Genomic DNA, 25,006 nt, shown 5'->3' on the forward strand with positions numbered 1-25,006 from the left:
GATGAAACCGCTGCCCGAAATCAGGCTGATGCCGACAAGGCCGGCGCTCGATGCGCGCCCGCTGGAAAAGCGCGTCGGCCTGATCATCCTTGCCACCGACCACACCAGCGAACCGGATTTCCGCCGCATGGTGGCGAGCGAGCGCATCGGCGTCTATGTCGCGCGCATTCCCTACAAGAATCCGACGACGCCGGAAAACCTTCGCAAGATGCAGCCGGAGCTGGCGGCGGGCGCCGCGCTGATCCTGCCAGACGAGCCGCTCGACGCGATCTGCTACTCCTGCACCTCGGCCTCGGTGGTGATTGGCGACGCCGAGATCGAGGCGGCGATCCAGTCTGCCAAGCCGGGTGTTCCTGTGGTCACGCCGCCCATGGCAGGCGTGCGCGGGCTGAAGGCGCTGGGTGCCAAGAAGATCAGCATCCTCACCCCTTACACCGTAGAAACCTCCAGACCGATGGCGACGTATTTCGCCGAGCGCGGCTTTGAGATCGTCAGCTTCACCTGCCTCGGCTTCGAGGACGATCGCGAGATGGCGCGCATTGCGCCGGCAGCGATCGCCGACCTGGCTCGTGAGGCGACGAATGCGCAGGCCGATGCACTGTTCGTGTCCTGCACCGCATTGCGCGGAGCGCTCGCGGTTCCCGGGATGGAACAGGCGATCGACCGCCCGGTCGTCACCAGCAATCAGGCCAGCGCCTGGAATTGTTTGCGGTTGTGTGGCGACGGGACGTCGCATCCCGAATTTGGCCGTCTGATGACGCTGCCTTTGCCGCGCGATTGACGATCATGACGACAGTCACCCTTAACGATATTCGTGCCGCCCGGGAGCGAATTGCCGGCAAAATCGAACGCACGCCGACAGGGTTATCTCACAGCCTTTCCGAACGACTGGGCATCCCCGTCCACCTCAAGCTTGAACACCGCCAGACCACCGGCAGCTTCAAGCTGCGCGGCGCCTCGAATGCCGTTGCTTCGCTGAGCGCCGAGGAGAAGGCGCGCGGCGTGGTCGCGGCGTCGACCGGCAATCATGGCCGTGCGCTGGCCCATGCCGCGAAGCTCGAAGGCATGCGTGCGGTGATCTGCATGTCGCGACTGGTGCCGGGCAACAAGCTCGACGAAATCCGTCGGCTTGGCGCGGATGTCCGCATCATCGGCAACAGTCAGGACGAGGCGCAGCAGGAGGTCGAACGGCTGGTGGCGCAGGAGGGACTGGTGATGCTGCCGCCCTTCGACCACCCGGCCATCATCGCTGGGCAGGGCACGCTTGGACTGGAGATGATCGAGCAGGTCCCGGATGCCGCTCTCGTCCTCGTCCAGCTTTCCGGTGGCGGCTTGGCCTCGGGCATCGCCGCAGCTATCAAAGGCACTAGCCCCAGGACAAAAGTGATCGGCGTTTCGATGGAACGTGGCGCTGCGATGAAGGCCAGCCTCGACGCCGGCCGGCCGGTCGAGGTTGAAGAACTGCCGACACTGGCGGATTCGCTCGGCGGCGGCATCGGTCTCGACAACCGGCTGACCTTCGCCATGTGCCGCGATCTGCTCGACGACGTCATCCTGCTCACCGAGGACGAGATCGCCGCCGGCATCCGACATGCCTATGAACAGGAGCGCGAGATCGTCGAAGGCGCCGGTGCGGTCGGCATCGCTGCGCTACTCGCCGGCAAGGTCAGGGCGACCGGGCCGGTGGTCGTTCTTCTCTCGGGCCGCAATATCGACATGAACACGCATCGCAAGATCGTCTGCGGTGACGCAATCGCGGAGCGCGCGGCATGAAAGCTCTCCCACGCCGAATTCCCGCCCACCCCCCTCTGTCCTGCCGGACATCTCCCCCGCAAGGGGGGAGATCGGCAGCTTCGATGCGGTCGCTATTCTTGCTGCGCTGGAGATTGGCGAAGGCAGGAGTGCAGTCCAATCTCCCCCCTTGCGGGGGAGATGGCCGGCAGGCCAGAGGGGGGTGTGACGGAACACTATCCTTCGTGGTGCGCGCTAGTACGGAGCGCGACACATGAGTCCGATGACCATCCTCACCGAGAAGGAACTGCGCACAATCGTGCCGCTCGATCTCGACGCGGTCGCCTGCGTCGAAAACGCTTTCCGCGCGCTCGCCACATTGTCGGTGGCGATGCCGCCGATCCTGCGGTTGGACATTCACGAGCAGCGCGGCGAGGTCGATGTGAAGTCGGCCTATGTGCCTGGAATAGACGGTTTCGCCGTTAAGATAAGCTCCGGCTTCTTCGACAATCCGAAGTTCGGTCTGCCCAGCGGGGGCGGCATGATGGTGTTGCTCTCGGCAAGAACCGGTGTGGTCGAGGCGCTGCTGCTGGACAATGGCTATCTCACAGATGTCCGCACCGCTGCTGCCGGCGCCGTCGCGGCGAAGCATCTGTCGCGGCCGGATTCGTCCGTCGCCGCAATCTTCGGCGCCGGCGTGCAAGCCGGGCTGCAACTCGAAGCGCTCATGTTGGTGCGGCCGATCGCCGAGGCACGTATCTGGGCGCGCGATGCCGTCAAGGCGGAGGCGGCCGCAGGCGCGCTGCGCGAAAAACTTGGCGTCCTCGTGCGCGCCGAGCCGGATGCAGCCAAAGCAACCATCGGCGCCGACATCATCGTCACCACCACGCCGTCGACCGAGCCGCTGATCAAGGCGGGCTTTGTCGTTGCCGGGCAGCACATCACCGCCATGGGCTCGGATGCCGAACACAAGAACGAGATCGCGCCGGCGATCCTGCGCATGGCCGATCTCTATGTCGCCGACAGCGCCAAGCAGACACGGCGTCTGGGAGAACTGCATCACGCCATCGCATCGGGCGTGATGGGAGCCGATGCCGAGGTCACCGAACTCGGCCAGATCATCGCCGGCGAACGGCACGGAAGGCGCTCACCCAGCGATATCACCATTGCCGACCTCACCGGCACCGGCGTGCAGGATACGGCGATCGCCACGCTCGCTCGCGACCGGGCGCGGGCGGCCAATGCCGGAACCATTTTTGAAAGCTGATGCTGGTCGCAAGGCCCAACAAACGAGGACCAAGAACAATGCAACCGAACCTGAAATTCTCGCGCGCCGAATTTGCGGATCGCCTCGCCAAGACGCGAAAAGCCATGGAGGGGAAAGGCGTCGATCTGCTTGTTATCAGCGACCCATCCAACATGGCCTGGCTGACCGGCTATGATGGCTGGTCGTTCTATGTGCATCAGGCGGTGATCGTGCCACCATCGGGCGAGCCGGTCTGGTACGGTCGCGGCCAGGATGCCAATGGCGCCAAGCGCACCGCCTATCTCGCGCATGACAACATCGTCGGCTATGCCGACCACTACGTGCAGTCGACCGAGCGCCACCCGATGGATTTTTTGGCAAGCGTGCTTAGTGATCGCGGCTGGGGCAAGCTGACCGTCGGCGTCGAGATGGACAATTACTGGTTCTCGGCTGCCGCCTTCGCCGCGTTGCAGAAGCACCTGCCCAACGCCCGCTTCGTCGACGCGACAGCGCTGGTCAATTGGCAGCGCGCGGTGAAGAGCCCGACTGAAATCGACTATATGCGCAAGGCGGCCCGCATCGTCGAAGCCATGCACCAGCGCATCGTCGACAAGATCCAGGTCGGCATGCGCAAATGCGATCTGGTCGCCGAGATCTACGATGCCGGCACGCGCGGTGTCGATGGCGTCGGCGGCGACTATCCGGCGATCGTGCCGCTGCTGCCGTCGGGCGCCGACGCCTCGGCGCCGCATCTCACCTGGGACGACCAGCCGATGAAGTCGGGCGAGGGCACCTTCTTCGAGATCGCCGGCTGCTACAACCGCTACCATTGCCCGCTGTCGCGCACCGTCTTTCTCGGCAAGCCGACACAGGAATTCCTCGATGCCGAGAAGGCGACGCTGGAAGGCATGGAGGCGGGGCTTGCGGCGGCGAAACCCGGCAATGCCTGCGAGGACATCGCCAATGCCTTTTTCGCCGTGTTGAAGAAATACGGCATCGTCAAGGACAACCGCACCGGCTACTCCATCGGCCTATCCTATCCGCCGGATTGGGGCGAACGCACCATGAGCCTGCGCCCCGGCGACCGCACCGAACTCAAGCCCGGCATGACCTTCCATTTCATGACCGGCCTGTGGCTGGAGACGATGGGACTGGAAATCACCGAATCCATCCTGATCACCGAAACCGGTGTAGAGTGCCTCGCCAATGTACCGCGCAAACTGGTGGTGAAGAATTGAGCCCGATGCCTAGCCTCCGCCCATCTCCGATCGCGCCGACCGTCGATTTCGACAAGGACGGCGTGCAACATGGTTTCCTGCGCCTGCCCTACAGCCGCGACGACTCGGCTTGGGGCTCGGTGATGATCCCGATCTGCGTCATCCGCAACGGCAAGGGGCCGGCCGCGCTGCTCACCGGCGGCAACCATGGCGACGAGTATGAGGGGCCGCTGGCGCTCTACGATCTTGCCCGCACGCTCGATCCCAAACAGGTCAGCGGCACGGTGATCATTGTGCCGGCGATGAACTATCCGGCCTTCCGCGCCGGCACGCGGACGTCGCCGATCGACAAGGGCAATATGAACCGCAGCTTTCCCGGCCGCCCCGACGGCACGGTGACCGAGAAGATCGCCGACTACTTTCAACGCGAACTGCTGCCGCGCGCCGACCTCGTCTTCGATTTCCACTCCGGCGGCAGGACGCTGGATTTCGTGCCCTTCTGTGCCGCGCACACGGTGCCCGACAAGGCACTGGAGCAGAAAGCCTTCGACGCGGTCGCCGCATTCGCGGCTCCGTTCTCGATGCGCATGATCGAGATCGACTCCGTCGGCATGTACGACACGGCGGCGGAGGAAATGGGCAAGGTCTTCGTCAGCACCGAGCTTGGCGGCGGCGGCACCTCGCGCGCACAGACGGTGCGGATTGCGCGGCGCGGCATCAGCAATGTGCTGCGTCATGCCGGCATTGTCGCCGGTGCAGTAGAGAAGAGCCCGACGCAGTGGCTCGACATGCCGTCGGGCGATTGCTTCTCCTTCGCCGAGGACGACGGCATGATCGAAACCATGGTCGATCTCGGCGAGCCTGTGAAAGAAGGCTCGGTGCTGGGGCGCATCCATTCCACCGGCCGCACCGGCATCGCTCCGCAGGAAATCCGGGCAAAAATGTCCGGCATTCTGGCGGCGCGGCATTTCCCCGGCCTGGTCAAAGCCGGTGACTGCGCCGCCGTCCTGGCCGTTTTGGTTTCATCGTGATTTCGCAGAGTACGCCGCGCGAATATCAGTCGGTCTGGATCCAGACCGACTTGGTCTCCAGATACTCGTGCAGATGCTCGATGCCGCCCTCACGGCCATAGCCGGACATCTTCATGCCGCCGAACGGCACCGCCGGGTCGATGGCATGGTACATGTTGACCCAGACCGAGCCGGCCTTGACGCGGCGGGCAAGCTTGTGCGCGGTGCCCAGATGTGTCGTGAAGATGCCGGCGGCCAGGCCATAGGGCGTCGCATTGGCACGCGCCACCGCTTCGTCGAGCGTGTCGAAGGGCATCGCCGAAATCACCGGGCCGAAAATCTCCTCGCGCGCGATGGTCATCTGGTCCGACACGGCGCCGAAGACCGTCGGCGCAATGAAGTTGCCGCCATCGTAGAGCTCGCCGGTCAGCCGCGAGCCGCCGGCGACCAGTTCGGCGCCTTCGTCGCTGCCGGCCCTGATATAGCCCTCCACCTTGGCTGCCTGCCTGGCATTGATGAGCGGTCCGATTTCCGTCTCGGCCTCGATGCCATGGCCGATTCGCAGTCTGCCGGCGAAATCGGCGAGCCGTCGGACGAACTCGTCATGGATTTCGCGCGCCACGAACAGCCGCGAGCCTGCAATGCAGATCTGGCCCGAATGCACGAACACCGCCATCGCCGCGATCGGAACAGCCTTGTCGATGTCGGCGTCGCGGCAGACGATGATCGGCGACTTGCCGCCGAGTTCCAGCGAAACGCGCTTGAGGTTGGCCACGGCTGCCCGCGCAATGGCCTGGCCGGTCAGCGTCGATCCGGTGAAAACGATCTTGTTGACGTCTGGATGTTCGGCGAGCCGCGCACCGGCGTCGGCCCCGGTGCCGGTGACGACGTTGACGACGCCGTCGGGCACGCCGGCTTCCTGCATCAGTTGCGCGATCAGCAGCGGCGTCAGCGACGCATCCTCGGACGGTTTCAGCACGATGGTGCAGCCCGTCGCCAGCGCCGGCGCGATCTTCCAGATCGAGGCGGCGGTCGGCGCGTTCCAGGGAATGATCGCACCAACGACGCCCACCGGCTCGCGCCGGGTGAAGGTGACGATCTCGCCGGGAATCGAATTGTCGATCGTCTCGCCATGCAGCGCCGTCGCCATGCCGGCATAGAAGCGCAGCATGCCGATGACGCGGCGCCGGTTAGCGAGCGTGCGCGTGATCGGCAGCCCCATATCCAGCGTGTCGGAAACGCTGAGCTCTTCCCAATGCGTCTCGAAGAGATCGGCGATCCTGAGCAGCACGCACTGCCGCTCGTAGGGCGAGAATTTGGACCATGGGCCTTCGAAGGCCGCGCGCGCGGCGGCCACCGCCGAGTCGATATCGGCAGCCCCGCCGCGCGGCACTGTCGCCAGCACCTCGCCTGTTGCCGGATTGAGTGCCTGCATGCCGTGGCCGGACTGCGCCGCGACCCACTTGCCGCCAATGAACATCGGTCGGAATTCGCCATGGTACAACGCCGTGGCCTTCGCCTTCGGGTCGAAGTTCAGCGTCATCTCTTCCTCCTCGCAATTCCGTGGCGACTATTACTCCCGCCGCCGACCTCAAACAAGGAAAGCTAAAGGGCGCTCGGACAATCAGATTGCGCGGACTTCCCGATCACGCCAGCCGCTAGAGCGTGATCCAGAAAAGTGGGAAACGGTTTTCGGAAAAGATCATGCTTCGACAAACGGCATCTAGAAAATCACCGGCATCTAGAAAAATCATCGCGAGTTGTCGGAGCGCGTCGCTGAAAGCTCAAGGAGGCAAGCCGATCATTGCCCACGGCGACCGCGATGCCGGCATTGCAGACGAGAGCGCAACAGGTAGTCGCCAGCCGCCACCCAGCGCTCACCCGTGGCCGGATCGATCGTGGCCGTTCCAGCCGGCTTCACCGTGACGCGCGCCGCTTCGCTGCAATCGCTGTTGGATGACTGCTCGCGGAAGCAAGATCGGTCGAGCGGCCTCGCGACTTGCAAACATTGACAGATTGAGCCGCAACCGACGGTGCCTGCATCGATCGAGCACGCCGGTCCGTCACTCCGGAAGTCCGGCCTTTCGGAAGCCATCGACGAAATGGTCGAGCGTGGCAGTGTCGCGGAACGGCTCCGTCTCGACCCAGTGACGGGTGGTGAAATGTGGGTTCGCGACGAGGAACAAGTCGACCTCGGCGCGCGCCTCGTCGATCCGGCCGAGTTGCGCAAGGCTTGCCGCAAGGAAACGGCGCGAGCTTGTCCGATACGTCTCGTCCCGGCGCGTCGTTTCGACGGCAGCTTCATAGTCGCGCGCCGCATATTGCGCCTGGCCGAGCGTCAGATAGTACCAGCTTGCCGGAAACGGGTTCAGCCGGAACGCCTTGCCGATATAGTCGAGGCCGTCCTCGACGCGCCCGGCCAAGACCGCGATGTCGGACAATGTCGCCCAGGCATCGGCCTCGTTCGGGTCGAGCTCGAACGCCTTGGCAAATCCCACATCCGCTTCGTCGAATCTGCGCTCATAGGCAAGCAGGTTAGCAAGCACCCAGTGGCAGCCGGCATCGTTGGGATCGATCGCCACAGCCTTGCGCGCCAGTTCCAGGGCAAGGCCGCGGGCAGGCTCAATGGGCTCTCCCCAATGCACCCATCCCATCCAGTGGTTCATGGCAAGCCAGCGATAGGCTTCGGCATAGTCCGGATCGAGCGCAAGCGCGCGCGTCAGCAACAGATGCGCTTCGCGCGCCGTCTCCGGCGAGACGTCGATCAGGTTGCGGGCTCGCACGCACAGATCGTAGGCCTCGAGATTTCGGGGCCGGTTGCGCGGCAGCGGCGCGCGCAGCCGGCCAAGCAGCGCCTCGACGATCTTGGCCGTCACCTCGTCCTGAACGGCAAAGATATCTTCCAGGCCGCGATCGAAGCGGTCTGCCCACAAATGCTCGCCGCTCAGCGCGTCGACCAGCTGGGCGTTGATGCGCACGCGCCCGGCGGCGCGTCTGGCGCTGCCCTCCAAGAGATAGCGCACGCCAAGTTCCCTGGCGACCTCGCGCACATCCACCGCCTTGCCCTTGTAGGCAAAGGTCGAGTTGCGCGCGATGACGAACAGGCCGCCGATCCTCGACAGGTCGGTGATCAGGTCTTCGGTCAACCCGTCGGCGAAGGCTTCCTGCTCGGGGTCGTTGCTGAAATTGGCAAAGGGCAGCACGGCTATCGACGGTTTGGCGGGCAGCGGCAAAGCCTGTCGCTTATCGTCGCCGAGCTGTTCGATGGCGCCGGCGAAGCGATAGCCGACGCGCGGAACGGTCGATATCCATTCTCCGCCGTTCGTGGTCGGACCCAGCAGCTTGCGCAATTGCGCAATCTGGACGGTGAGGTTGCCTTCCTCAACGGCGGTGCCTGGCCATGCCGCATCCATCAACTCGGCCTTGGCCACGATCTCGCCGGGCCGGGCGACGAGCGCCGCCAGCAGCTGCAGTCCGCGGTGGCCGGCGGCGACGGGAACTTGGTCCCGAAGGAGCGTTCCCGCACCCGGATCAAGCACGAACGGACCAAAGGCAAAGCGCGATCCCTGCATAACGCGCATCTATAGAGCAATTCCAGGAAAGGTGTGAAGGCGGTTTTCCCACGGGAAAGCGCGGCGGAGCGCTTCACGGACGTATGGCGTCAAAACAAAGAGTTGAGCACCTCGCCGTTTCCATGAAACGGCGAGGTGCTCTAGCCAGTTTGGAACTTTTGAGAACTATTTGGCCGGGCTTAATTACGGCGCCGTCCGCATGCGGCAGAGTTCAACCTCTTGCAAGCCTTGGGCTGTCGCCCGTTAAACCGAATGGAGGTTGCCATGAACGATACCCTTGCTTCTGCTCGTGCAGCCTGGCCAGAAAAGGCGGTGTCGCCTCGCCCGCATCTGACAAGCCCGCGGGGCATGATCGCGGCCTGGCGCGAGCGGATACGCTTTCGCTGGGACCTCAAGCAGATGGCGGAGGCCAATCCGCACCTGATCGACGATATCGGTCTGACCAGACGCCAGGTCGAGGCCGAAATCGTAAAACGCTTCTGGCAAGTGTGAGTTGATGTCGCGGATAAGACCCGACCGCCTGTTTGGGCGTGCCGCGGCACTTTGCCGGCATTTGCCCTTGCCGGAACGTGCCGATCCTGCTTCGAAGTCGGCATGAGCGCCGAAGACGCGACGTCACCGCCGGAGAACCACATCGCATGGGCCGCGATGGCCGGCATCATCGCGACAGTTACGGTGTTCGCCATAGCACAGGGGCTGACGTATCCGCTGCTCAGCTTCATCCTGGAACGGCAAGGGACGACACCGGGCCTTATCGGCCTCTCGGCCGCGATGACGCCTCTGGGTTTCATTATATCGTCGCTCTTCACGCCGGCGCTGGTCCGGCGGGTGGGCGCGGCGCGCTTTGCGGTTGTGTGTTCGATCCTGGCAGCAACCGTCCTGATCGCGATTGCCTGGACGCAGGATGTATGGGCCTGGATGCCGTTGCGCTTCCTGCTCGGCTTCTTTGCCAATCCGCTTTACGTGATCAGTGAAACCTGGCTGGTCTCGATCACACCCGCCGCACGCCGAGGCCGCATCATGGGCCTATACTCCTCCATCGTTTCCGCCGGCTTTGGCCTCGGCCCGCTGTCGCTAGGCTTGGTCGGCACGCAAGGATGGCCACCCTTCATCATCGGCAGCGCGGCCTTCCTTGTCTGCGGCCTGATCGTGCTTGCCGTCGCGCCGCGCCTGCCCGACATGCCGCGTGAGGGCGAAGCGGTGTCGGTCGGCGGCTTCTTCGCGCTGGCGCCGCTGCTCTTGTTCGCAGTCTTCACGGCTGCCGCCTTCGAGCAAGTCCTGCTCTCGCTGTTCGCGGTCTATGGTGCCGCGCTCGGCAGCACTGAGCAGCGCATCGCTTCGCTCATCACCTGTTTCATCGCCGGCAATGCCGTGCTGCAGGTCGTGCTTGGGCGCGCCGCCGAACGGTTTGGCTCGAAGCCGACGATGCTGTTCTGTGTCCTGGCTTGCCTGGCCGGTTGTTTGCTGTTGCCGTTGCTCTTCGCTACATGGCTTGTCTGGCCGCTCTTCTTCGTCTGGGGCGGCGTCTCGTTCGGGATCTACACGCTGTCGCTGATCCAGCTCGGCGAGCGTTTCACCGGTCAAGCCTTGATCGCCGGCAATGCCGCCTTCGCGTTCGTATGGGGCACAGGCGGCATCGTCGGCTCCCCCGTGGCAGGGCTGGCGATGCAACTGACCGGACATCAGGGACTGCCGTCGTCGCTTGGCCTGCTGTGCTGTGTACTGGTGGTGTTTCTGCTGGCGGAGCTACGGCGGGTTTGACCGCGTTCAGGCGTAAGGCGTGCCTGCCAATGCGGCCTTCAGGCCGATGCTGCCCTTGTCGACAAGAGCGAGAAAGGCCGAACTCGCCTGGTCGCCGTCCTGCGTTTCTCGAAACGTCCGATCCGCCTCGATGAACGCCACGGCCGCCAGGCGGGTGTCGGGGTCTGCAGCTTACGCCCGCCGCCTTCGGATAGTGCCACCATTAGGATATCCCAGCTCGTCGCGTTCGCTCTCGCTCGCGCCGACGCCGGCCCAGTGTTTCCGGACCAGCAATGTCTTCAGCTGCCATGTCTTCAAACCTCGATGTCAGGCGAAAACGCGGCCGCCGTAGAACTCGGCGGCCGCCAGTGGCGACGCTATATTCGCCCGAGAACAACCAGAATGATCACGATGATCAGCACCAGCCCGAGGCCACCGCCGCCATAGTAACCAGTGCCGTAAAACGGGCCGCCGCCGAGGCCGCTGAAGCCGCCGAGCAACGCGATGATCAGGATGATAATTAGAATGGTACCCAGGCCCATATGCCGTCTCCTTCGCTGCCGCGCCGTTCACGGCGCCGCTCGAAGAACTAAACTCCCAGCAAGCCTTCCTGTTCCCCGGCGATTTTCATCCGACGGCTAAGGAACGAAAGCCATCATCACGGCGTTTGCTGAGGTTCAGGCGCAAGCTGAGCGTGCCATCGCGCGCGCTGGGCGGCGCGTAGAATTCAGAATTTACGCGGGATCGCCCTTAAGGCGGCCGGCGGCTCGTCCACCTGAACGCGCGGCAGGCGTGAGGCCGGGCTTACGCTGGAAGGCGAGCTGAAACGTGTCGACATCTGAAAGCCGAATTGGTCGACGACGAGTTTTGGCCCCTCACCATTTCCAGTCGAGCCGAACCGGCAGCAGCTCACGTCGCCTTGCCGGCCAGCGCGCCTATGTCTTCCTCGGCAATATCGTCGAACGATGCGTAGTTCATGTTGTAGAGCCTGGCATAGAGGCCCTTGGCCGCCATCAGCTGCTCGTGGTTGCCGCTTTCGACGATCTCGCCGTTCTGCAGCACGATGATGCGGTCGGCGCCGCGTATGGTCGCCAGCCGATGGGCGATGACCAGGCCGGTGCGCCCCTCCAGCAGCGTGACCAGCGCCTTCTGGATCAGCATCTCGGTGTAGGAGTCGATGCTGGCCGTGGCTTCGTCGAGCACCAGGATCTTGGCATCCGCCACCAGGGCGCGTGCAAAGCTGATCAGCTGGCGCTGGCCGAGGGACAGATTGCCGCCGCGCTGTTCGAGCTCGGTGTCGTAGCCGTCAGGCAAATGCTCGATGAAGTCGTGCGCGCCAACGGCTTGCGCGGCGCGCACAACCTCTTCGCGGGTAGCCGATGTCTTGTGGTAGCGGATGTTCTCCAGCACCGTGCCGGAAAACAGGAACGGCTCCTGCAGCACCATCGCCACCTGATCGCCGAGCGAATCCTGCGTCACGTCGCGCACATCGTGGCCGCCGACCCGCACCTCGCCCGACCAGACATCATAGAAGCGGTGCACCAGCGCCATGCAGCTCGACTTGCCCGAACCGGTGGGGCCGACAAGCGCAACCGTCTCGCCCGGATTGACGCGGAAGGAGATGTTTTTCAGCACCGGCTGGTCCTGCCGGTAGCCGAAGGTGACGTTCCTGAACTCGACCGAACCGTCCATGTCGCGCGTCAGCGTCACCGCGCCCTGTCTGTCGCTGACATCGACCGGTACGTCCAGCACTTCGGAGATGCGTTGGCCCGACGCCATGGCGCGCTGCATGACCGAGTACTGCATGGTGAGCGAGCGGATCGGGTCGAAGAAGCGCTGGATATAGAACAGGAACGCCACCATGACGCCGATGTCGAGGCTGTGCGACAGCACCATCGAGCCGCCGACGACGATCACGGTTGCCATCGCAATGCCGGTCAGCGTGTCGACGATCGGCACCATCACCTGCGCATATTTGGCCGAGGTCAGGTGAGCCCTGAGATTGGCCAGCACCTTCTCGTCATAAAGGTCGAAATTGACGTGCTGGCGCTCCAGGCTCTGCACCGTGCGAACGCCATGGATGCCTTCGGCCAGCGCGCCATTGGCGATCGAGTTGGTCTCATGCGCGGCCATGAAGGCGACCTTGGCGCGCGGCAGCCAGAACAGGCGCACGATGAACAACGCCGGCATGGTCGACAGCGTCAGCAGACCGAGCCGGAAATCGAGCCACAAAAGCACGCTGACGATGCCGAACAGCAGCACGATGTCGCCCACCGACATCACCGAGGTCTCGAGGAATTCCTGCATGGAATTGACGTCGCCCTGCAGGCGCGACATCAACCGTCCCACTTCGGTCTTGTCCATGAAGCTCAGCGACACACGCTGCAGATGGCTGAACATGGCGCGGCGCAAATCCGACAGCACATTCTCGGCCACCTTGCCGACGACACTTTCCTGGACATAGCTGGCGCCATAGTTGATCAGGATGATCAGAGCGAAGGCGCCGATCGCCCAGTTCATCACCGAGCGGTCGGCCTTGCCCGCGGCCATGCCGTGGTCGATGGCGTAACGGATGACCAGCGGGATCGCCAATTGCGTCAGCGTGAACACCAGCACGGCGGCAACCGAGATGAAGATCCGGCCCTGATACGGTTTCACGAAGCTCCAGATGCGGCGCACGATACGCGGATCGTAGACCTTGCCGAAGACCTCTTCCTCGTCGCGGTGCGAACCGACAACGGCCCTGGTGGGCCGCCGGCTGGTGTCTTCCTTCTGGTCGTCGTTCTGTGTCGACATCATGCGGCTCCCACCGCCACCGGCAAATCGTCGTCCGACCGCAGCTGCAGGTCGTAAAGCGCGCGGTAGCGTCCGCCGAGCGCCAGCAATTCCTGGTGCGTGCCGCGCTCGGCGATGCGGCCATTCTCGACGAACAGGATCTGGTCGGCATGCATCAGCGAGCTCAGCCGGTGCGAGATGATCAGCGTCACGCGGTCCTTGGCGAAACGCTTCATCGCGGTGCGGATTCGCTGCTCGGTGCCGGCGTCGACAGCCGCGGTGGAATCGTCGAAGACCAGCACCGAAGGCCGCAGCATCAGGGTGCGGGCGATGGTCAGGCGCTGCCGCTGGCCGCCGGAAAGCGATGACCCGCGCTCGCCCACGACCGTGGTGTAGCCGGCCGGAAGCCCGATGATGTAATTGTGCAGCTGGGCGTATTCAGCCGCCTGCCCGATGCGGGTCTCGCGCGCCCACGGATTGCCATAGGCGATGTTGTTTTCGATCGAGGTGGTGAACAGGAAGGCGTCCTGCTGCACGACGCCGACCGCCTTGCGCAGCGATTGCAGCGTGACCTCGCGTATATCCTGCCCGTCGATGGTGATCGCGCCTGACCTCACATCGTAGAAGCGCGGGATCAGATGCGCGATGGTCGACTTGCCGCTGCCCGGCGGGCCGACAATGCCGACGGTCTCGCCGGACCTGGCCTCGAAGGAAATGCCCGACAGCGCCGGCCGGCCGCCGGCGCCCGCGTAGCGGAAGCCGACATTGTCGAAGCGCAGCACGCCTTCGCTGACCACGAGATCCTTGGCATCGGGCGCATCCTCGATGTCAAGTTCGGCGTCGAGCAGCTCGAACAGCCTTGTGCCGCAGGTCGAGGCGCGGGCGAACGAGTTGACCATCAGCCCGAGCTGGCGCACCGGCATCTGCAGGATGGTCATGAAGGTGAGGAACTGCGCCAGCGTGCCGACGCTGATCTGGCCCGCGATCACCTTCTGGCCACCGAACCACAGCACCAGGCCCATGGCCGCCAGGAAGGAAAAATTCATGGCGCTGGTGTTGGAGACGCGGATGTCGACGCGCTGGTCGGCAAGCTCCAGCGCCGACTTCTTGGCGCGGTCGAATTTTTCCAGCTCATGCCGCTGCGCCGCAAAGGCGCGCACGACGCGGATTCCGCCGAGGTTCTCGTCCATCACCCGGCTCAGCACCGACAGCCGCTCCTGCAGCGTCAGCCAGGTGCTGCGCAGCCTGAGCTGTGTGACCGAGGAGCGCCAGGCGACGAACGGCACGAAACTCAGACTGAGCAGCCCGAGCTCGAGATCGGTGCTGATCAGGAGATAGGAGCCGACGCCGATCAGCACGCCGAGCAGCACCACGCGCAATATGCCGGTGGAAAAGAACATGCGCACGCCGTCGAGGTCGAGCAGGCCAAGCGTGATCAGGTCGCCGGTATGCACCCGGTCATGGAAGGAAAAGCTCAGCCGCTGGATCTTTTCGTAGAAAGCCAGGCGCAGCTCATAGCCGGTGCGGTGGCCGACGGCCTCGCCGTAATAATTCTGCGCCATCGTGAAGAGGCCGCGCAGGATGCTGACGACGAGCAAGGTGATCGCCGTCGTCCACAGCGCCTGCTCAGCCGCCGCGCCGCCGCCTCCAGCCATCACGCCTTGCGCCTGGTCGATGGCGTGGCCCAGCAGGCGCGGGATGAACAGCTGCAGCGTCGCGGCGATGAAAGTCGAGGCGATGGTGATCGCAACTTGCCAAGGATGGCGCAGCGTCATGCGCACGATGCGCAGCAGCGTGCTGAGGCCCTTGCCCCAGGACGCCTCCGCCACATGGGCAAACGATTTGCCGCGCTTCGCCGCGCCGCTGGTTGCGTCCCTTGCCAAGGAAATATCCAATCCGGTCCGGACATTAGCCCAGACGAATGAAAACAGACTCAGTTTCAGATACCGCGATGGTACGCCTCGATTTTGACCGTTCAAGGGCCAATGGCGGTATCGCACTGTGCCTGAAAGGGGCTGATCGTCCGCGACCGCTTAAGCCCGTGTCGGCGTTAGAGGCGGCAGGCTCGTCACTTTAGGCCGATTGAAAAGATGCGAGCATGTGGGTTGCGCCAACCGCCATCATGCGTGACCTCGGCCAATGTGATCGGCTGCGGGACCGAGCGCAGTGAGCAGCGCCTTGCCGCTTTCCAGCGTCGCATTCTCATGCGGCGCGCGCAGGTTGAGCCAGCGTTTGTCGCCGGAGCGCACCGCCAGCACGGCCTTCATTGCCGGGATCAGGCCTGCATCCTGGATCACCTTGCGGAACGCCCTGATCGCGGCGTCCGCTTCCGTGACGTCTTGGCCAGCGATCGTCGCGTCGTAGAGGGCGCGGATGGCCGCAGCGTTGAGATTGACGGTCGCGGAGATACAGCCCGCAGCACCACTGGCGAGCCCCTTGGTCAGTTGCGCCTCCGAGCTGGGGAACACCGCGACGTCGGGTGCGGCGGCAATCACCGCCGCCGTGTTGTTCCAGTCGCCGGCGCTATCCTTGTAGGCGACGACCGTCTCTGGAAACGCCGCGCTCAACCGGGCGGTCAGGGCAGGGCTTACCGGCACGCCGGAGTTCTGCGGGATGTGGTAGAGAATCATCTTCAGCGCCGGGTTGGCCACCCGTTCGATCAGCTCGCTGTAGTAGCGCGCCTGGCCTTCATCCCCGGCGGCCGTGTAGAAGAATGATGGCAGCACCATCACGCCGGCGCAGCCGAGGCCGACCGCGTGCTTCGAAAGTTCGACGGTTTCGGGGAGTGCGGTGACGCCGGTGCCGGGCATCATGCGCGCCGGCGAAATGCCGGCCTCGATCAGCCATTCCAGCGCCTGCATGCGCTCATTGAGCGAGAGCGACAGTGCCTCGCCCGTGGTGCCGAACGGCGACAGGAAATGCGCGCCCTGGCCCAGCACCCATTTGGCGTGTGAGATCCACAAGTCACGAGCAATCCGGCCGTCATTTTCGAACGGTGTCAGGATCGGGGCGATGGTTCCTTGCGGGCGGGTCATGTCGGTCCTTCCATCGGTGCTGGAAATCAGCTTGGCATAGAGCATACGTACGATGCGATCTGCCAGAGGCGATCTCTTGGGCCACCGCGCCGGCCGTGGGAAAACTTGCGGGTCATTGCCGCGAAATTCTGGCCCTTCGGTCTGCCGCAACCTGATGACGCCGGCGTCAATGGGTTGCAAATGGACCGGGGTTGCAAATGGACCAGGGTTGCAAGTGGACCAGCCAAGCCCGAAATGTCGAACAGAGACAGATCCGGAAACGGCATGCACCCACGATTGCTCAAGACCTTCCTCGCCGTGGCGCGGCACCGTAATATCACCCGTGCAGCGCGGGAGGTTCATCTGGCGCAGTCGAGCGTCAGCGACCAGATCCAGTCGCTGGAAAGCGAACTTGGCGTCGTCCTCTTCATCCGCTCGCGCCACGGCCTCGACCTGACGACGGCCGGCGACGCGCTGAAACCTTATGCGGAAGAGATTCTGCAACTGGCGGAGGAGGCGCGTATTGCGGTCGAGGCAACGACGGGAATGACCGCCGGAACGGTTACGGTCGGCGCGCTGGAGACGATTGCCACTGTCAAACTTCCGCAATGGCTGGCGGCCTTTCAAGGCGACCACCCGGAGATCGGTCTGCGGCTCAAAATCGCCGGCAGCGATGCCCTGCTGCGGCAGCTCGAAGAAGGCGAGATCGACGTCGCCTTCTGTTTCGACAAGGGCGGTCTGGATGAACGCCTGGCCAGGCGCACGATATCGGCCGAGCCGCTGGTCCTTGTCGCATCAGCTGAGCATGCGGCCGCATCGCGACAGAACGACCTAGCCGCGCTCGCCGCGATGCGTTTCGTGGTGACGGAAACCGGATGCGTCTACCGGCATCTGTTCGACACTGCCTTTGCCGAGATTGCAGCGCCAGAACTTGCCGCCGAAGTCGGCAGCATCGGCGCCATTGCGGGCCTGGTGGCGACTGGTGTCGGCATGGGCCTGGTGCCGCGGCTGGCCGTTGCCGACGCGCTCGATCGCGGCGAGATCGTCGAATTGCCGTGGCCGGGGTCGGCCCGCACGGCGTCGCTGGTCATGGTCTGGCGCCGCCGGCGGGTTCAGCCGCCGGCGCTGAAACTGCTGCTGGCGGCCGCGGCCAGGAATTTCGCTGCGCTCAGATCAGCCGATGACCGCCCTCGACATGCAGAACCGTCCCTGTCGTAAAACCGTTGCCCATCAGAAAGGCGATGGCATCGGCAATGTCGTCCGGCTGTCCGACGCGGCCGACCGGCAGGCGCCTGGCCATTGCATCGAGCGTCTCGTCCTTCTTGTCGCCGGCCACAAAACTCCAGATCGGCGTGTCGACCCAGCCCGGCGAGACGGCGTTGACACGGACCGGCGCCAGCTCGACCGCCAGCGCCCGCACCAACCCTTCCAGCGCAGCGTTGACAGCGGCAACGACCGAGCCGCGCGCCGCCGGCCGGTAGGCGGCGATGCCTGAGGTGAAGGTGATGGAGCCGTTGGCCGAAAGCTGCGGCGCGCCATGCTTGGCGAGCAGCAGCGGCCCGTAGAATTTGCTTTCGACGACCCGCTGCGCCGCCTTCAGGTCGACTGAAGGCAATAGCTCATAGGCGCCTTCGATATCGGCGGCGGTGCTGACGATATGGTCGAGCCGGCCAATTCGCTTGAACAGGTCAGCGACCTGATCCTCCCTGGCGATATCGGCCGCGACGGCGCTCAAAGCGGAAGGGTTCTGCAGCGCCTCGCCGGCACGCTTGAGCCTGGCTTCACTGCGGCTGACTATGATGACTTCGGCGCCTGAGTCCAGGCACCGCCTTGCCAACGCCAGCCCCATTCCGGAGCTGCCGCCAATGATAGCGATTTTCGATTTTGCGATGTCTGCCATGTTTCCGTTCCTGTCCTGAACCGCTCCGGCGAGAGTCGCAGACCGGCGGCAGGAGTGGAAACGGAAGAAAGCGATAGTGCCATCGGAGACTCCGATGGCACTATCGTCGATAGGAACCGACGCGGGCCACTCCGTCGAGTGGCCCACCTGTCAATAGAAGTGCGCTCAATAGCCGACCGTAAAGCGCTGCTTGATATGCGCCGGCTTTTCGATCTCGTCGGCCATGACGATGGCGTAGTCCTCGAAGGAAATGCTGCTGCCCTTGTCGGACGTCAGCAGCGTGTCCTTGCCGATGCGGTATTTGCCGGTCCGCTCGCCGGCGACGAACAGCGCCGAAGGCGACAGCAAGGTCCAGTCGAGATCGTCGACCGTCCGTAGCGTGTCGAGGAAGTCGGCGCCCTTCTGCGCCTCGGCCTTGTAGATATCAGGGAAGGTCGGCGTGTCGACCAGGCGCTTGCCGGGCGCAACCTCAAGGCTGCCGGCGCCGCCGACGACGAGGTAGCGTTTGACGCCGGAAGCACGCACGGCTGCGATAAGCGTATCGGGATCGCTGTCGAGGAAATGAACCGAGGAGATCACCGCGTCATGCCCCTTGATCAGGGCGGCAAGGCCATCCTTGTCGAAGACGTCGCCCTTCTTGGCAGTCACGCCCGGAAGTGCCGCGATCTTGTCTGGATGCCGGGCAATGGCGGTGACGCTGTGACCGCGATCGGAGAGTTCCTTAAGCAGGCGCGAGCCGACCTGGCCGGACGCGCCGATAAGTGCGATTTTCATGGGGATTTTCCTTTCGTCTGGGGAGAATTTCGTCTGGGGAGAATTTCTGGGCCTACGCCGCCTCGATGTGAGCGACGAGATTGTCGTAGCTGCCGAACAGCGCGTTGGCGCCGATCAGGCGCGGCGCCGTTTGGCCGATCACCGCGAGCGCGGGAACGCCATTGACATGCAGCCGCTGGAACAACATCCGCCCGCGGCTGACCAGGTCGTCATGCTTCGCCAGAAACGGCTGCGTCGGCGCTTTCAAAAGCTTTGCCGCGTCGCTCATGCCGGCGTCGGTCAGTACCGAGGCGACGCCGTCAACCGTCACAATATCGCGACCGTCGACATAGCGGGCATGCTGGATCGCCTTCAGTGCCGCAAGTTCCTGGCGCCAGTCGTCCAGCCCGGCGGCGTTGATGCCCATGGTGGCAGCGGAAGAATCGAGCAAGGTGCCGCTGACATTGAGCACATTGTCGAGATAGGCCTGGCTGAAGCGCTGTCCGCTCAGCCGCGCGATGCGCTGGTCATTGTCCCAGGCGTGGGCGGCAAAACCTGCATCCAGCGGCCGCGCGCCGGCACCGGAGAAAAGCCCCACCGGCAGCAGTTGGAGCGCGGTCCCGCCGGCGGCCAGTCGATCCAGCATCGGCGTGGCGCCATAGCACCAGCCGCAGAGCGGGTCGAAAAGATAGGTTAGGGTTGCATTGGTCATGGCGGCCTCATTCTGTTGCCCGATAGATGACAGCTGGACCGCTTGCGAAAAATAGCGATCAATCATACAAACTGTCTGATAAAATCAGACAATGAGCGGCCTGTGACCGAACTCCTCAATCTCAACCGGCTCGTTTACTTCGCCACCGTGGTGGAGACCGGCTCGTTCACGGCCGCTGCCGACCGTCTCGATGTTGCCAAGGCTGTGGTCAGCCATCAGGTCGGCAAGCTCGAAGAAGAGCTTGGCGCTACGCTGTTGCGGCGCACGACCCGGCGCGTGACGGCGACCGAAGAGGGTCGTCTGTTCTATGACCGGACCGCGATCATCCTGCGCGAGGCGGAGGCAGCCTATGGCGACATTTCGCAGCGCGCGGCGCAGCCGACGGGGACGCTGCGGCTGACGGCGCCGCTCGACTATGGCGAGAAGGTCGTGGCGCCGACCATCGCCGCCTATCTCAGAAAATATCCGAAAATGCGGGTCGAGACGATCTTCGACGATGCGGTCAGCAACCTGGTCGACGAGCAGATCGATCTCGGCATCCGCGTCGGCTGGCTTGCCGATTCCAGCAATCTGGCACGGCGGCTGGGCAGCCTGCAGCAATTCGTCGTCGCCAGCCCGGAACTGGCCGCCAGGCTGCCTGGGGAAGCCAGCCCCAGGCAGGCGAAGTCGCTGCCCTGGGTCGGCAACGCCCAGTTGCGCGGGGTCGGCCAATGGCTGTTCTCGAGGGGCACGGAAACGGTGCTGGCCGAACTCAACCCCGTCGTCAGCTGCGACAAGACACCAGGCGTGCTGTCCTGCGTGCTGGCCGGCATCGGCCTCGGCATCTTTCCGGATTACAGTGTCGCCGACGACATTGCGCGCGGCCGGCTGGTGCGGGTGTTCGCGGACTGGACCTTGCCGTCCGGTGGCATCCATGCCGTCTTCCCGCCGGCGCGCTTCAGGCCGGCCAAGGTGCGCGCTTTCGTCGACCTCCTGGTTGCAGCCGAACGGCGGCGCGCGCGCAGTGCGGGCTGATCTCGGCACCGGCCGGCAATGCCGGCGAGGGAACCTTTGTTCGGCAGGCGCTTTTGGATATGCTGCGATTCCGAACCGTCAGAAGGGGTACTGCCGATGACCACCAAGATCTTTGCGACCTGCATGCTCGCTCTCGCTGTCGGCTGCAGCCTGTCCACAGCGGCTGTCGCCAAAGACAAGCATCGCCATCGTCAGCCAGAACCCGAACGCTACGTCCCCGCCCATCGCGACCTCATCTACGCCCTGTTCGGCGGCCCGCGCTACTATGACAAAATGCTGATCACCACGGCGGCCGGCCCGTGCTCTTACGACCGGGTCGGGCCGGACGCGAATGCGCTGAACAAGGTCAACGATCACCATTGCGGAAAGTAGATTGTCCCAAAGGCGGGGTCCTGCGTCCCAGGGTTACCGGATGACGGCCGCCGCGAACACGATAGAGACAGTCGATGACCGCTGGTGAGAAATGGTCTCCGTCCGAAAAGAAAGTCGCCCGCACTGCCTATGACGCAGCGCTGAAGGTGGCGCTCGACAAGACGTTGGCTGAACTCAAGAGCAGGGCCCACGTTGCGGCAACGCCTTCCGAAATATGGGATGTCGAAGACTTTCTGCGGCAGCAGCGACGGAAGATCGACCAGATGTTCGACTATCGCTATTCACAGCTAATACAGGTCTTCGCCAATCTCATCCGGCAAGGCTATCTCGAGGAGAATCTCCTTGTTGGCTTGTCGGAAGACAAGCGGCAAACGATCCGAAAATACGCCAGCTGGAATCGCGAAGGGTAGGGGTCCTCTTCGGGGACCTTGGCGCTGCATTCAAACTGGACCATTCACCATCTTCGCGCGCGCCGCGCAGCTCGAGTTCAGCCATGGCGTGCCTCCGTGGCATCGGCTGTCGCGCCTCTGTCCTTGTCGTCCTGCGCCATCGCCAGCGGCGCACCCGGTTCGCCTTCCCACAGGATCAGGCTGGCGGCGCCGATCAGCCCGGCCCGGTCGCCGAGTTCAGCCTGCACGATCGGCACGTCGCGATAGGCCGGCATCGCCCGCTGCTGGATGACCGCTCTGATCGACGGTGCCAGAAGGTCGAACCCGTTGGAAAGGCCGCCTCCCATGACAATCAGATCGGGCGAATAGAGATGAAGCAGGTTGGTGAAGCCGATGCCCAGCCATTGTGCTTCCGCCTCGATCAGGTCGAGAGCGTTGGCGTCGCCGGCCTTGGCAGCCTCTACGACATGCCTGGCCGAGACGTCGCCGTCATTTGACAGCCGTCGTAAGAGCGAGCCGTCGCCCGGCGCGGCCAGTCGCGTGGCGCGGCGGCCGAGCGCGGTTCCGGAGGCAACGGCCTCGAAGCAGCCGATGGCGCCGCAAAAGCAGCGGTCGCCTTCACCGGTGATGGTCATGTGGCCGATCTCGGCCGCCAGTCCGCGCCTGCCGTGATAGATGTGGCCATCGGCGACGACGCCGCCGCCAATGCCGGTCGATACGGTCACGAACACCAGCGATCCGCTGCCACGTCCGGCGCCAAAACGCCATTCGCCGAGCGCCGCCGCATTGGCGTCATTCTCCAGCCGCACCGGCAAGCCGAAATGCTGCCCCAGAATGTCGATCAGCGGCACGTCGTGCCAGCCGGCCAGCGTCGGCGGCGCAATCACGATCCCCGCCTTGGGGTCGAGCGGTCCCGGTGCTCCGACGCCGATGCCGGCGACCTTTGCCTGCGGGTGTTCCTTGAGGAGCGTGCCTGCCAAAGCGACGATCTGGCTGATCACCGCCTCCGATCCCGCACCGGCAAGCGTCGACGCTGAAGCATGAGCGACGATACGGCCATCGCTTTCGACCAGCGCACCGCGCAGCGCCGTGCCACCGAGATCGAAGGCGAGCGCAAGCTTGGTCATCAGGCGGCGACCTCCAGCCCGTGCAGCCAGGCCATGCGCCGGGGAAGGTCGGGATCGCCGAAGGCCAGCGAGCCCAGCACCACGGTTTCCGCACCTGCGGCGCGCAGCAGCGGCACGGTCTCGTGGCGGATGCCGCCATCGGCGGCGAGCATGATGTCGGCCTCGCGGCCGGCTTTGCGCATCAGCGCGCGCGCCTCGATCAGGCGCGGACACGCTTGATCGGACAGGCTCTGGCCCTTGACGCCGATGGAAGTGCCGAGCAGCGTCACGAACGCCACTTCCGGCAGGAACGGCGTGACGGCCGCGACCGGTGTTTCCAGCCGCAGCACCACGCCGGCCTCGGCCCCGAGTTCACGCGCCAGTTTCACGGCACGCAGACCGGTCTCGCCGTTTTCGGCGTGCACACTGATCAGGTCGGCGCCGGCCTCGATGAACTGGCGCGTCTGTTCCTCGACGATCTCGGCTTCGACCATCAAATGGACATGGATAGGCTTTGCGGTGAGCTTGGCGATGTGCGCCACCAGATCCGGGAAGAACAGGAAGCCAGGGGTGAAGCGGGCATCGGCGACGTCGATATGATGGACATCGGCATGGGTCTCGATGCGCTTCAAATCGCGCTCCATATTGGCGAGGTCGGCCGACCACAGCGAAAACTCGCCGATAAGCCGGTTGCGCGGCAGAGCGGCAATTGCGGCGGGGCCGGACAGGGGCTTGTTCGTCGTCATCGTCTCAGGCTCCGTAGCCGCGCATTGTCTGGCGGTTGGTTTTGACGGCGCCGGCAGGGTCGGCGGCGGCCGTTTCGGACTCTTCCTCCAGCACCAGCCAGCCGTTGAAATTGGGTGCAGCACCAGCGATCTCGATCACCTTCGCCGTGTCACAGACGCCCTTGCCGAGCATCGCCCAGGTTCCATTCGCGTCGACATCCTTCAGATGCACATAGCGGATGCGGTCGCGATAAGTGGTGAGCGTATCCGCCATGTCCTGGCCACCGCGCAAGATGTGGCCGGTGTCGGGCACCCAGCCCACCAGCGAGGCGTCGAGCAGCCCGAAGATGCGGTCGTAGTCGGCGCGGTCGAACAGCAGCGTGTTGTGATGCGAGCTTGGATGCACCGCGACCTGGACGCCGGCCTCGCGCCCGAGCTCGCCGGCTTTGTTGTAGACCTCGGCGGCGATGGCAAACTTGTCGTCGCGCGGCCCGTCGGAAACGATCGTGGCCGAGCCCATCGACACCAGCGCGCCGGGAAAGGCGGCGGCGAAGTCGATCCAGCGTTTGGCGGTCTCCAGGTCGGCGCCGATCTCATCCCTGAGCGTGAAACCGCTCTTGGAGCCGAAGGCGAAGGAGACGAGCGTCAGCCCGGATGACTTCAGCGCGGCGGCGAACTCCGCTGGCTTGGCGGCATAGCGGCCGATCATCGTGTCGGTGATCTCGATGCCGGCATAGCCGCCATCGGCGATCGCCTTGAGCAGATCGTCCGGGCCGCCGGCAAAACGGTCGCCGAGCATTTCCCAGGTAAAGGTCTGGCAACCGACTTCCAGGTCTTTCACGGTCATCCTTTCATTCCTTGATTCCACCTCCGTTGGAGGGACATCCTACTTGACCGACCCTGCGGTCATGCCGGCGAGGAAGAACCTCTGGGCAACCAGGTAGATGACCAGGAGCGGCAGCGAGCCGAGCACGCTCATCGCCATCATCTGGTTCCATTCGAATGCGTGTTGCCCCATCAACAACTGGATGCCGATCGGGACGGTGCGCATGGACGTCGACTTCGTCAGTGTCAGCGCAAAGAGAAATTCGTTCCAGCACAACAGGAAGGTGTAGACCGACGTCGCCACGATACCAGGCAGTGAAATCGGCACGATCACCCGCCACAGTGCGGTCCAACTGGTGCCGCCGTCGACAGCCACCGCTTCATCGAGGTCGCGGGGCAAGGTGTTCAGATATCCCGTCATCAGCAGGATCGCATAGGGCAGCGTAAACACCAGATAGGTCAGGATCAGCGCGACATAGGTGTCGAAGATGCCATACGAGACGACAAGCCCGAAGAAGGGGATCAAAAGCGTGATCGGCGGGATCGTCTGCGTGCTGATGATGAGAGTGTTGAGGCTGCCCTTGCCGCGGAAATTGAAACGGCTGAACCCATAGGCCGCCAGCAAGGCGATCAGCACCGTCAGCACGGTCACCGCTCCGGCCACGAAGTAGCTGTTGAAGAAGAAGCGCAGCTTTACCGGGTCGCCCAGGATGGCCGCATACGCTTCCAGCGTGAAGGCCTTCGGCAGGACGGTTGGTGGCAGGGCGAAGATTTCGGTATTCGACTTGAACGAGCTGCTCAGCATCCAGTAGATCGGGAAGGCCGCGAAAAAGAGCCCTGCGGCAAGCGCGACATGGAGCGCGGCGGTGATCAGCCTGTCTTTGGGCGTGTGCATTTTCCTCATG

At 64.1% G+C, this 25,006-nt stretch carries 25 protein-coding genes; 11 read left to right on the forward strand and 14 right to left on the reverse strand.

What is annotated here, in order from left to right; translation table 11 throughout:
- Window position 1: 1 nt before the first annotated feature.
- The 5 genes from eutA to doeB all read left to right on the forward strand — a co-directional run bounded on the left by eutA (window position 2) and on the right by doeB (window position 5,225).
- Entirely contained in the window at window positions 2-781 is a 780-nt protein-coding gene (gene eutA, locus NKJ80_RS17810) for an ectoine utilization protein EutA (protein WP_023682672.1), read from the forward strand.
- A 5-nt stretch (window positions 782-786) separates the two neighbouring features.
- On the forward strand, window positions 787-1,773 hold the full coding sequence (gene eutB, locus NKJ80_RS17815) for a hydroxyectoine utilization dehydratase EutB (protein ID WP_352498037.1): 987 nt from the start codon (window positions 787-789) through the stop codon (window positions 1,771-1,773).
- Window positions 1,774-2,005: 232 nt separating this feature from the next.
- Window positions 2,006-2,998, forward strand: coding sequence for a cyclodeaminase (locus tag NKJ80_RS17820; RefSeq protein ID WP_352498038.1), 993 nt, complete (start codon window positions 2,006-2,008; stop codon window positions 2,996-2,998).
- A 38-nt stretch (window positions 2,999-3,036) separates the two neighbouring features.
- Window positions 3,037-4,215, forward strand: a complete 1,179-nt coding sequence (doeA, locus tag NKJ80_RS17825; protein ID WP_023823548.1) for an ectoine hydrolase DoeA — start codon at window positions 3,037-3,039, stop codon at window positions 4,213-4,215.
- A gap of 5 nt (window positions 4,216-4,220) precedes the next feature.
- Entirely contained in the window at window positions 4,221-5,225 is a 1,005-nt protein-coding gene (gene doeB / locus NKJ80_RS17830) for a N(2)-acetyl-L-2,4-diaminobutanoate deacetylase DoeB (RefSeq protein WP_023823547.1), read from the forward strand.
- Between the two features lie 25 nt (window positions 5,226-5,250).
- On the opposite strand, the gene NKJ80_RS17835 is transcribed toward doeB, so the two are convergent.
- Together NKJ80_RS17835 and NKJ80_RS17840 are read right to left on the reverse strand one after the other, a co-directional pair.
- On the reverse strand, window positions 5,251-6,747 hold the full coding sequence (locus NKJ80_RS17835; RefSeq protein ID WP_352498039.1) for an aldehyde dehydrogenase family protein: 1,497 nt from the start codon (window positions 6,745-6,747) through the stop codon (window positions 5,251-5,253).
- Between the two features lie 520 nt (window positions 6,748-7,267).
- Window positions 7,268-8,785, reverse strand: coding sequence for a winged helix-turn-helix domain-containing tetratricopeptide repeat protein (locus NKJ80_RS17840; RefSeq protein WP_352498040.1), 1,518 nt, complete (start codon window positions 8,783-8,785; stop codon window positions 7,268-7,270).
- Window positions 8,786-9,040: 255 nt separating this feature from the next.
- Between NKJ80_RS17840 and NKJ80_RS17845 the strand changes: the two genes are divergently transcribed.
- Window positions 9,041-9,268 (forward strand): DUF1127 domain-containing protein, encoded by a 228-nt coding sequence (locus NKJ80_RS17845; RefSeq protein ID WP_023686977.1) that lies wholly within the window; start codon window positions 9,041-9,043, stop codon window positions 9,266-9,268.
- Between the two features lie 102 nt (window positions 9,269-9,370).
- The gene (locus NKJ80_RS17850) at window positions 9,371-10,537 is read left to right on the forward strand and encodes an MFS transporter (protein ID WP_352498041.1); all 1,167 of its coding nucleotides are present in this window, start codon (window positions 9,371-9,373) and stop codon (window positions 10,535-10,537) included.
- A 6-nt stretch (window positions 10,538-10,543) separates the two neighbouring features.
- On the opposite strand, the gene NKJ80_RS17855 is transcribed toward NKJ80_RS17850, so the two are convergent.
- From NKJ80_RS17855 to NKJ80_RS17875, 5 genes are all read right to left on the reverse strand, one after another.
- Window positions 10,544-10,678 carry a hypothetical protein gene (locus tag NKJ80_RS17855; protein WP_352498042.1) on the reverse strand — a complete coding sequence of 45 codons (135 nt, stop codon included), beginning with the start codon at window positions 10,676-10,678 and terminating at the stop codon, window positions 10,544-10,546.
- A gap of 215 nt (window positions 10,679-10,893) precedes the next feature.
- Window positions 10,894-11,058, reverse strand: coding sequence for a DUF3309 family protein (locus NKJ80_RS17860; RefSeq protein ID WP_023667887.1), 165 nt, complete (start codon window positions 11,056-11,058; stop codon window positions 10,894-10,896).
- 367 nt (window positions 11,059-11,425) lie between these two features.
- Window positions 11,426-13,312, reverse strand: coding sequence for an ABC transporter ATP-binding protein (locus tag NKJ80_RS17865; protein ID WP_352498043.1), 1,887 nt, complete (start codon window positions 13,310-13,312; stop codon window positions 11,426-11,428).
- Complete coding sequence (locus NKJ80_RS17870; protein ID WP_023804411.1) at window positions 13,312-15,174, reverse strand: ABC transporter ATP-binding protein; 1,863 nt, start codon at window positions 15,172-15,174, stop codon at window positions 13,312-13,314. Before NKJ80_RS17870 ends, NKJ80_RS17865 begins: the two co-directional genes overlap by 1 nt.
- A 237-nt stretch (window positions 15,175-15,411) precedes the next feature.
- On the reverse strand, window positions 15,412-16,326 hold the full coding sequence (locus NKJ80_RS17875) for a dihydrodipicolinate synthase family protein (RefSeq protein ID WP_023804410.1): 915 nt from the start codon (window positions 16,324-16,326) through the stop codon (window positions 15,412-15,414).
- A gap of 264 nt (window positions 16,327-16,590) precedes the next feature.
- On the opposite strand from NKJ80_RS17875, the gene NKJ80_RS17880 reads away from it, so the two are divergent.
- Window positions 16,591-17,523 carry a LysR family transcriptional regulator gene (locus NKJ80_RS17880; RefSeq protein ID WP_023751826.1) on the forward strand — a complete coding sequence of 311 codons (933 nt, stop codon included), beginning with the start codon at window positions 16,591-16,593 and terminating at the stop codon, window positions 17,521-17,523.
- Here NKJ80_RS17880 and NKJ80_RS17885 read toward each other — a convergent pair.
- The 3 genes from NKJ80_RS17885 to NKJ80_RS17895 form a co-directional block, all read right to left on the reverse strand.
- Complete coding sequence (locus NKJ80_RS17885) at window positions 17,474-18,205, reverse strand: SDR family oxidoreductase (RefSeq protein WP_023753996.1); 732 nt, start codon at window positions 18,203-18,205, stop codon at window positions 17,474-17,476. The genes NKJ80_RS17880 and NKJ80_RS17885 overlap by 50 nt on opposite strands.
- A 165-nt stretch (window positions 18,206-18,370) precedes the next feature.
- Window positions 18,371-18,979 (reverse strand): NAD(P)-dependent oxidoreductase, encoded by a 609-nt coding sequence (locus NKJ80_RS17890; protein ID WP_023692222.1) that lies wholly within the window; start codon window positions 18,977-18,979, stop codon window positions 18,371-18,373.
- Window positions 18,980-19,031: 52 nt separating this feature from the next.
- Window positions 19,032-19,670 (reverse strand): DsbA family protein, encoded by a 639-nt coding sequence (locus tag NKJ80_RS17895; protein ID WP_352498044.1) that lies wholly within the window; start codon window positions 19,668-19,670, stop codon window positions 19,032-19,034.
- A gap of 102 nt (window positions 19,671-19,772) precedes the next feature.
- Here NKJ80_RS17895 and NKJ80_RS17900 point away from each other — a divergent pair, with 102 nt between their 5' ends.
- The 3 genes from NKJ80_RS17900 (at window position 19,773) to frp (ending at window position 21,466) form a co-directional block, all read left to right on the forward strand.
- Window positions 19,773-20,684: a LysR family transcriptional regulator gene (locus NKJ80_RS17900; RefSeq protein WP_023818559.1), complete on the forward strand. Its 912-nt coding sequence runs from the start codon at window positions 19,773-19,775 to the stop codon at window positions 20,682-20,684.
- A gap of 96 nt (window positions 20,685-20,780) precedes the next feature.
- The gene (locus NKJ80_RS17905; protein ID WP_023729215.1) at window positions 20,781-21,056 is read left to right on the forward strand and encodes a hypothetical protein; all 276 of its coding nucleotides are present in this window, start codon (window positions 20,781-20,783) and stop codon (window positions 21,054-21,056) included.
- Window positions 21,057-21,130: 74 nt separating this feature from the next.
- Window positions 21,131-21,466 (forward strand): fluorescence recovery protein, encoded by a 336-nt coding sequence (frp, locus tag NKJ80_RS17910; protein ID WP_023704781.1) that lies wholly within the window; start codon window positions 21,131-21,133, stop codon window positions 21,464-21,466.
- Window positions 21,467-21,543: 77 nt separating this feature from the next.
- On the opposite strand, the gene NKJ80_RS17915 is transcribed toward frp, so the two are convergent.
- The 4 genes from NKJ80_RS17915 to NKJ80_RS17930 are packed head-to-tail and all read right to left on the reverse strand — an operon-like array spanning window position 21,544 to window position 25,005.
- Window positions 21,544-22,572, reverse strand: coding sequence for an ROK family protein (locus NKJ80_RS17915; RefSeq protein WP_352498045.1), 1,029 nt, complete (start codon window positions 22,570-22,572; stop codon window positions 21,544-21,546).
- Window positions 22,572-23,297, reverse strand: a complete 726-nt coding sequence (locus NKJ80_RS17920) for a ribulose-phosphate 3-epimerase (RefSeq protein WP_352498046.1) — start codon at window positions 23,295-23,297, stop codon at window positions 22,572-22,574. Before NKJ80_RS17920 ends, NKJ80_RS17915 begins: the two co-directional genes overlap by 1 nt.
- Before the next feature lie 4 nt (window positions 23,298-23,301).
- A complete protein-coding gene (locus NKJ80_RS17925; protein WP_023692215.1) occupies window positions 23,302-24,123 on the reverse strand; it encodes a sugar phosphate isomerase/epimerase family protein in 822 nt (273 codons plus the stop codon).
- 39 nt (window positions 24,124-24,162) lie between these two features.
- On the reverse strand, window positions 24,163-25,005 hold the full coding sequence (locus NKJ80_RS17930) for a carbohydrate ABC transporter permease (protein WP_023686993.1): 843 nt from the start codon (window positions 25,003-25,005) through the stop codon (window positions 24,163-24,165).
- Between the last annotated feature and the right edge of the window lies 1 nt (window position 25,006).

The sequence above is a fragment of the Mesorhizobium sp. M0030 genome (genome assembly GCF_040323695.1).
Taxonomy (GTDB): domain Bacteria; phylum Pseudomonadota; class Alphaproteobacteria; order Rhizobiales; family Rhizobiaceae; genus Mesorhizobium.